We start from the raw sequence: 7,041 nt of genomic DNA, 5'->3' as shown, positions 1-7,041 counted from the left end.
CTGGGCACCATGGAACTCACCGCCTCCCGCGCCCAGGTCAGCCTCGAAGAACTCACCAACCACATGGCCGGCGGCGCCGAACTCGCAGCCCTCAAGCACGAGCTGTCCCAGGTCCGCGGCGTCGACGTGGAAGAGCTCCCGGAGGCCAAGGACCTCACCGCTCCCGTGGCGGGCCCGGCGGAGGGGACGCCCTGACATGGCAGACGTTCTCGACCGCATCCGCATCGGCTCGGCCCCCGACTCCTGGGGCGTGTGGTTCCCCGACGACCCCCGACAGGTGCCCTGGGAACGCTTCCTGGACGAGGTCGCCGAGGCCGGCTACTCCTGGATCGAGCTCGGCCCCTACGGCTATCTGCCGACCGACCCGGTCCGCCTCACCGACGAGGTGGCCAGGCGGGGGCTGAGCGTCTCGGCGGGCACGGTCTTCACCGGCCTGCACCGCGGCCCGTCCGTGTGGGAGTCCACCTGGGCGCACGTGAGTCAAGTGGCGGCGCTCACCCAGGCGATGGGCGCCCGGCATCTCGTCGTCATCCCGTCCTTCTGGCGGGACGACAAGACGGCCGAGATCCTGGAGCCGCCGGAGCTGACGGGCGAACAGTGGGCCCATCTCACCAAGGGCATGGAGCGGCTCGGCCACGAGGTGAAGGAGACGTACGGCCTGGACCTCGTCGTCCATCCGCACGCCGACACGCACCTCGACACCGAGCCCCATGTGGAACGCTTCCTCGACTCCACCGACAGCGAACTGGTCAACCTCTGCCTGGACACCGGCCACTACGCCTACTGCGGCGGCGACAGCGTCCAGTTGATCGAGACCTACGGCGAACGCATCGGCTACCTCCACCTCAAGCAGGTCGACCCGGAGATCCTCGCCGACGTCGTCCGCGACGAGGTGCCGTTCGGGCCCGCCGTCCAGCGCGGGGTGATGTGCGAACCGCCGTCCGGTGTACCGGAGTTGGAGCCGGTGCTGGTCGCGGCGCAGCGGCTGGGCGTGGAGCTGTTCGCGATCGTCGAGCAGGACATGTACCCGTGCGAGCCGGACGCCCCGCTGCCGATCGCCGTGCGCACCCGGAAGTTCCTGCGGTCCTGCGGGGCGTGAGCGGTCGCCGGCCGGGCGCGTGGCGCCGTCGCCGACGGGCGGCGGCGCGCCCGCGCTCGTATGGTGGTGGTGATGGGCCGCATGCGGCCCGTGCCCCCTTGGTGCGGCTGTGCGGCGCAAACCTCCTCATGCGGGAGAGGGCCGATGACACACCCGTACATGCGACTGCGCCAGGGGATCGTCGTCGCCACCACGGTGGGGGCGTTGGTGGTGCCGACCGCGGGCGGGGCGACGGCACTGCCGTCCTCGGCCGCCGAGACCGCCACCACCGCCGGACCACCCTCGCCGTCCTCTTCCGGGGACGGCGTCGTCGCACTCACCCCCGCCGTGCGGCAGCAGGTCGACGCGGCCGTCCAGCGGGTCATGAAGCAGGCGAACGTGCCCGGGGTGAGCGTCGGCATCTGGACGCCCGACAAGGGCCATTACGTGAAGTCCTTCGGCGTCAGCGACAAGAGCACCGGCCAGAAGATGACCCCGGACCTCTTCGTGCGGATCGGCAGCGAGACCAAGACGTTCACCGTCACGGCCGTCCTCCAGCTGGTCGACGAGGGGAAGATCGGCCTCGACGACCCCATCGGGAAGTACATCGACGGCGTGCCCAACGGTGACAGGATCACCCTGCGGCAGCTGGCCGGCATGCGCAGCGGACTGTTCAACTACTCCGCCGACCCGGGCTTCTACAAGGCCCTGACGACCGATCCCAAGCGGCCGTTCACTCCGCAGCAGTTGCTCGACTACTCCTTCAAGCACCCCGTGCTCTTCCAGCCGGGCGAGAAGTTCTACTACTGCAACACCAACCTGATCCTGCTCGGCCTGGTCGTGGAGAAGATGAGCGGCGCGCCTCTCAACGACTACATCCACGACCACATCCTGGATCCCGCCGGTTTGCACGACACCCTGTTCCCGACCGGCAACGAGTTCCCGACCCCGCACTCCCAGGGTTACACGAACCAGACAGCGACCGGGAAGGTCGAGGACTCGGCCGACTGGAACCCCTCCTGGGGCTGGGCCGCCGGCGCGATGATCTCCACGCTGGACGACCTGCGGATCTGGGCGCGCACCGTGGCCACCGGCGTCCTGCCCGACGGCCACCGGATGGTCAGCGCCGCCACCCAGAAGCAGCGCCTGATCACACCGGCCACCCCCATCCCGGGCGCCGGATACGGTCTCGGCATCTTCAACGTGCAGGGCTGGATCGGCCACAACGGCTCGCTGCCCGGCTACGAGACCCTGACGATCTATCTGCCGTCGGCGCGGGCGACCCTCGTCGTCGTGCTGAACACCGACATCAACTACCAGAACCAGGAGCCGAGCACCCTGTTCGGCGACGCGATCACGACGATCGTCTCCCCGAACCACGTCTTCAACCTGCCGGCGGAACCGGCGGCGCACTGAGAACGTTCGGACAAGTGCAAGGTGTGGAGCAGGAAAAGGGGAGGGTGAGATGCACGAGGACGACAAGCCCGACACCACGGAGGCCCAGCGCCGGGCCCGGTTCGGCGCGCTGCCGGAGCGGATCAGCCCGCAGGACATGGTGGAGGAACAGCCCGCCGTGGCGAAGGACCCGTCGCGCGACCACTTCGACCCCGACGAAGTGGCCGTTCGCTACGGCCTGTGAGAGCCGTTCGCCGCGGCCGGTGAGCGTGGCGAAGGGCGACCGGGAACAGCGTGCCCCGGTCGCCCTTCGCCGCGGGCTCAGGAGGTCCGCACCTCCGCGATCGTCACCGGCCGGTGCTCGTGCAGGGACAGCGTGCAGGCGTCCGCGATCCAGCCCGCCTCCAGGGCGTCCTCGATCGTGCAGGGAGAGGGGCGGGAGCCGGCCACGACCTCGGTGAACGCGGTCAGTTCGGCGCGGTAGGCGGCGGTGAAGCGGTCCATGAAGAAGTCGTGCGGGGTGCCGGCCGGGAAGGTCACCCCGGGCTCCACCGAGCGCAGCGGCAGCTTGTCCTCCAGGCCCACGGCGATCGAGTCCGCGAACCCGTGGATCTCCATCCGCACGTCGTAACCGCGGGCGTTGTGGCGGGAGTTGGAGACCACGGCGATCGTGCCGTCGTCGAGGGTGAGGATCGCGCCGGTGGTGTCGGCGTCGCCCGCCTCCTTGATGTAGTCGGCGCCCCGGTTGCCGCCGACCGCGTACACCTCGGTCACCTCGCGGCCCGTGACCCAGCGGATGATGTCGAAGTCGTGCACGGAACAGTCCCGGAAGATGCCCCCGGACGCGGCGATGTACGCGGCGGGCGGCGGGGCCGGGTCCAGCGTGGTGGAGCGGACCGTGTGCAGCTTGCCCAGTTCGCCGGCCTGCACCGCCGCCCGCGCGGCGACGAAGCCTGCGTCGAAGCGACGGTTGTAGCCGATCTGGATGGGGACGGCGGAGCCCTGGACGGCCTTGAGGACGGCCACGCCCTCGCTCATCGTCCTGGCGACGGGCTTCTCGCAGAAGACGGGGACGCCCGCCTCGACGGCGGCCAGGATCAGGCCCGGGTGGGCGTCGGTCGCCGCGGCGATCACGACACCGTCCACGCCGGCGGCCAGCACGGCCTCGGGGGAGTCCGCGACCTCGGCGCCGAACCGCTCGGCCGCGTTCTTGGCGGCCTCCGCGAACGGGTCGGCGACGACGAGCGACTCGACGGCGTCGAGTCCGGAGAGGGTCTCGGCGTGGAAGGCGCCGATGCGGCCGAGGCCGAGGATTCCGATGCGCATGGGGGTCACAGCTCCTAGCGAGTCGTACAGAGGCATTACGGGGGGACGGGGGAGAAGCGGGGCTAGTCGAGTCCGCCGAGCACGTTCTGGTCCCAGTCGATCACCGAACCGGTGACCACGCCCGACCGGTCGGACAGCAGGAAGACCACGAAGTCGGCGATCTCGTCCGGCTGGCCCAGCTTGCCCATGGGCAGCCGGGCCGCGGCCTGCTCGCGCCAGTCGTCCCCGGCGCCGTGGAAGGACCTCTGGGTCGCGTCCTCGCCCTCGGTGGCCGTCCAGCCGATGTTCAGGCCGTTGATCCGGACCCGGTCGAAGCGGTGGGCGTGCGCGGCGTTGCGGGTCAGACCGACCAGTCCGGCCTTGGCTGCGACGTACGGCGCGAGGAACGGCTGACCGCCGTGCGCCGAGGAGGTGATGATGTTGACGATCGTGCCGGGCGCCTGGCGGGCCAGCATGTCCGCCACCGCAGCCTGCATGGCGAAGAACGGCGCCTTCAGGTTGATCGCGATGTGCTGGTCGAACAGCTCGGGCGTGGTGTCGAGGAGCGTCCCCCGCGACGTGAGCCCGGCCGAGTTCACCAGGCAGTCGACCCGGCCGTACGCGGCGACCGTCTCGGCCACCGACGTCTTCGCCTGCTCTGCGTCCGCCAGGTCGGCCCGCACGAAGAGCGCCTTGCCACCCGCCGCGGTCAGCTCCGCCACCAGGGCCTCGCCCGGTTCCGGTCGCCGTCCGGTGACGGCGACGAGCGCGCCCTCACGGACCGCGGCCCGCGCGATGGCCGCGCCGACGCCCTGGCTGCCGCCGTTGACGAGGACGACCTTGTCGTTGAGAAGTCCCATGTGCAGAGGTTCCTTTCAGCTGGTGCGCCGCATGGCGCCGGCCCGCAGCTCCTCGCGGAGCGCCTGCGGGGTCCACTCCTCGCGCACCGCACGCCGGACCACGTCCGCCTGCGAGGGCGGGGCCAGGCCGTCGACGGGCGGGTCGCTGTCGAGGTTGGTGGGGAAGGGGTAGCCCTCGGCGCTCGCCGCGATCACGTGCTCCAGCCACTCCTCGCCGGCGCCCTGTGCCCGGCGCTTCAGCAGCACGGGGAAGACCGCGTTCGCCACCGCCTCCCGGTCCACGGTCTCCATCGCCCGCCCGAAGGCCGAGGACACCTGGAGCAGGTTGGCCATCCGGCGTACGCCTGCGGTGCGGTTGGTGCCGGCGGCGTGCAGGACGGCCGGGTTGAAGAAGGCCGCGTCGCCCTTCGCCAGGGGCAGTTGGACGTGGTGGCCGTCGAAGTACTCCTGGAACTGCGGCAGCCGCCACGCCAGATAGCCGGGCTCGAAGGACTGCGAGTACGGCAGGTACAGCGTGGGACCGGACTCCACCGGCATGTCGCAGTGTGCGACCGCACCCTGGAGCGTGAGCACCGGGGAGAGCCGGTGGACGTGCGCCGGGTAGGCGGCGGCCGCGTCGTCGGAGAGGAACCCGAGGTGGTAGTCGCGGTGCGGGCGCTGCGCCGCGCCGCCCGGGTTCACCACGTTGACCTGGGAGGTCACCTGGTAGCCGGGGCCGAGCCAGGCCCGGGAGACCAGCGCGAGGACGTCGTTGGCGTAGTACTCGGCGAATGCCTCCGGGTCGTACAGGGCGGCCTTCTCCAGGGCGTTCCAGACGCGGTCGTTGGCGCCGGGCTTCGCGAAGTGGTCGCCGGCGGTCGCACCCGAGGCATGCTGCTCGGCGATGAGCGCGTCGAAGACGGCGCTGGTCCGGTCGACGACCGCCGGATCGGGGAACGCGCCCCGGAAGACGACGACACCGGGGCCGTCGGTCAGGGCCCGCACCAGCTCGGCGCGCACCGCGCGGTCCGCTCCGCCGGCGCGCAGCCGCTCACTGTCGTAGACGAGGACGTTCTTCTCGACGGCGGTGGCGTGCGGGAAGTCGGTGAGGTCGGTTTCGCGCTCGACGAGCGGGCGGAAGACGTCGAGGTCGCAGTCCTGCTCGGTCAGCCAGACGCGGTCCCCGGCATGGCCCTGCGCGGAGGTGAAGGACATCCTTGTCCCTTCGATGACAATGGCGGCTCAGCGCTGCCATTCTTGTCATGACAAAACCATCGAGCAACCAGCAGACAGCCATCAAAAACCCCTCAAGCAGACCTCCCGGCGAACCGTCCGGCAGACCTCCCAGGAGCCTTCCGTGGGCCACCCCTTCCCCATCCGTGAGATCGCACGTCAGGCGGGTCTCAGCGAGGCCACCGTCGACCGGGTTCTCAACGGCAGGGGAGGGGTGCGCGAGTCCACCGCGCAGGAGGTCCAGCGGGCCATCGCCGACCTCGACCGTCAGCGCACCCAGGTCAGACTCGTCGGCCGAACCTTCATGGTCGACATCGTGATGCAGGCGCCGGAGCGCTTCACCACCGCCGTCCGGGCCGCCCTGGAGGCCGAGCTGCCGTCCCTGCACCCGGCCGTGCTGCGCTCCCGCTTCCACTTCCGGGAGACCGGCCCGGTCCAGGAGCAGGTCGCGACCCTGGACCGGATAGCCCGGCGCGGTTCCCAGGGGGTGATCCTGAAGGCCCCGGACGTCCCCGACATCACCGCCGCCGTCGGCCGGCTGGTCGCCGCCGGCATCCCGGTCGTCACCCTCGTCACTGACCTGCCCGCCAGCGCCCGCCTCGCCTACGTCGGCATCGACGACCGGGCCGCAGGCGCCACCGCCGCCTACCTCATGGGCCAGTGGCTCGGCGACCGGCCCGGCAATGTGCTCACGAGCCTGAGCAGCGGGTTCTTCCGCAACGAGGAGGAGCGCGAGATGGGCTTCCGCAGCGTGATGCGGGCCCGTCATCCCGAGCGCGCACTCGTCGAGATCACCGAGGGACAGGGGCTGGACGCCACCCAGTACGACCTCGTCCGGGCCGCGCTGGAACGCGATCCGGACATCCGCGCCGTCTACTCCATCGGCGGCGGCAACATCGCCGCCCTGCGCGCCTTCGCCGACCTCGGCCGGGAGTGCGCGGTGTTCGTCGCGCACGACCTCGACCACGACAACACGCGGCTGCTGCGCGAGCACCGGCTGTCCGCGGTCCTCCACCACGACCTGCGCCACGATGTGCGCGAGGCCTGTCACACGGTGATGCGGGCCCACGGCGCGCTGCCGCCGTCCGGGCCCCTGCTGCCGTCGGCGATCCAGGTGGTCACCCCGTACAACATGCCGCCCCAGGCGGCGGCCGGCTGACGCGGGCCGCCACCTGGGGCGCGGGCTGTGCA

General features: G+C 71.1%; 7 protein-coding genes and 1 pseudogene. 5 read left to right on the top strand and 3 right to left on the bottom strand.

Annotation, left to right across the window (positions count from 1 at the left end; all coding sequences use genetic code 11):
- The 4 genes and pseudogenes from ACZ5SK_RS44635 to ACZ5SK_RS44620 all read left to right on the top strand — a co-directional run.
- Nucleotides 1-195: pseudogene (locus ACZ5SK_RS44635) on the top strand (sugar ABC transporter ATP-binding protein); the annotation flags it as partial.
- A gap of 1 nt (nucleotide 196) precedes the next feature.
- Nucleotides 197-1,099 (top strand): sugar phosphate isomerase/epimerase family protein, encoded by a 903-nt coding sequence (locus ACZ5SK_RS44630; RefSeq protein WP_334575115.1) that lies wholly within the window; start codon nucleotides 197-199, stop codon nucleotides 1,097-1,099.
- Between the two features lie 144 nt (nucleotides 1,100-1,243).
- Nucleotides 1,244-2,494, top strand: coding sequence for a serine hydrolase domain-containing protein (locus ACZ5SK_RS44625; protein WP_361709771.1), 1,251 nt, complete (start codon nucleotides 1,244-1,246; stop codon nucleotides 2,492-2,494).
- Nucleotides 2,495-2,543: 49 nt separating this feature from the next.
- Nucleotides 2,544-2,717: a hypothetical protein gene (locus ACZ5SK_RS44620; protein ID WP_334575112.1), complete on the top strand. Its 174-nt coding sequence runs from the start codon at nucleotides 2,544-2,546 to the stop codon at nucleotides 2,715-2,717.
- A gap of 77 nt (nucleotides 2,718-2,794) precedes the next feature.
- Here ACZ5SK_RS44620 and ACZ5SK_RS44615 read toward each other — a convergent pair whose 3' ends face one another.
- The 3 genes from ACZ5SK_RS44615 to ACZ5SK_RS44605 all read right to left on the bottom strand — a co-directional run bounded on the left by ACZ5SK_RS44615 (nucleotide 2,795) and on the right by ACZ5SK_RS44605 (nucleotide 5,832).
- Complete coding sequence (locus ACZ5SK_RS44615; RefSeq protein WP_361709774.1) at nucleotides 2,795-3,799, bottom strand: Gfo/Idh/MocA family protein; 1,005 nt, start codon at nucleotides 3,797-3,799, stop codon at nucleotides 2,795-2,797.
- 62 nt (nucleotides 3,800-3,861) lie between these two features.
- Nucleotides 3,862-4,638 carry an SDR family oxidoreductase gene (locus tag ACZ5SK_RS44610; RefSeq protein ID WP_361709777.1) on the bottom strand — a complete coding sequence of 259 codons (777 nt, stop codon included), beginning with the start codon at nucleotides 4,636-4,638 and terminating at the stop codon, nucleotides 3,862-3,864.
- A gap of 15 nt (nucleotides 4,639-4,653) precedes the next feature.
- The gene (locus ACZ5SK_RS44605) at nucleotides 4,654-5,832 is read right to left on the bottom strand and encodes a phytanoyl-CoA dioxygenase family protein (protein WP_361709780.1); all 1,179 of its coding nucleotides are present in this window, start codon (nucleotides 5,830-5,832) and stop codon (nucleotides 4,654-4,656) included.
- 142 nt (nucleotides 5,833-5,974) lie between these two features.
- On the opposite strand from ACZ5SK_RS44605, the gene ACZ5SK_RS44600 reads away from it, so the two are divergent.
- Complete coding sequence (locus ACZ5SK_RS44600; RefSeq protein ID WP_468577797.1) at nucleotides 5,975-7,009, top strand: LacI family DNA-binding transcriptional regulator; 1,035 nt, start codon at nucleotides 5,975-5,977, stop codon at nucleotides 7,007-7,009.
- Nucleotides 7,010-7,041 lie beyond the last annotated feature (32 nt).

Source organism: Streptomyces sp. NPDC031474, assembly GCF_055581185.1.
The sequence above is the reverse complement of the archived record's forward strand: the minus strand, read 5'-3'. Positions and strand labels throughout refer to the sequence as shown.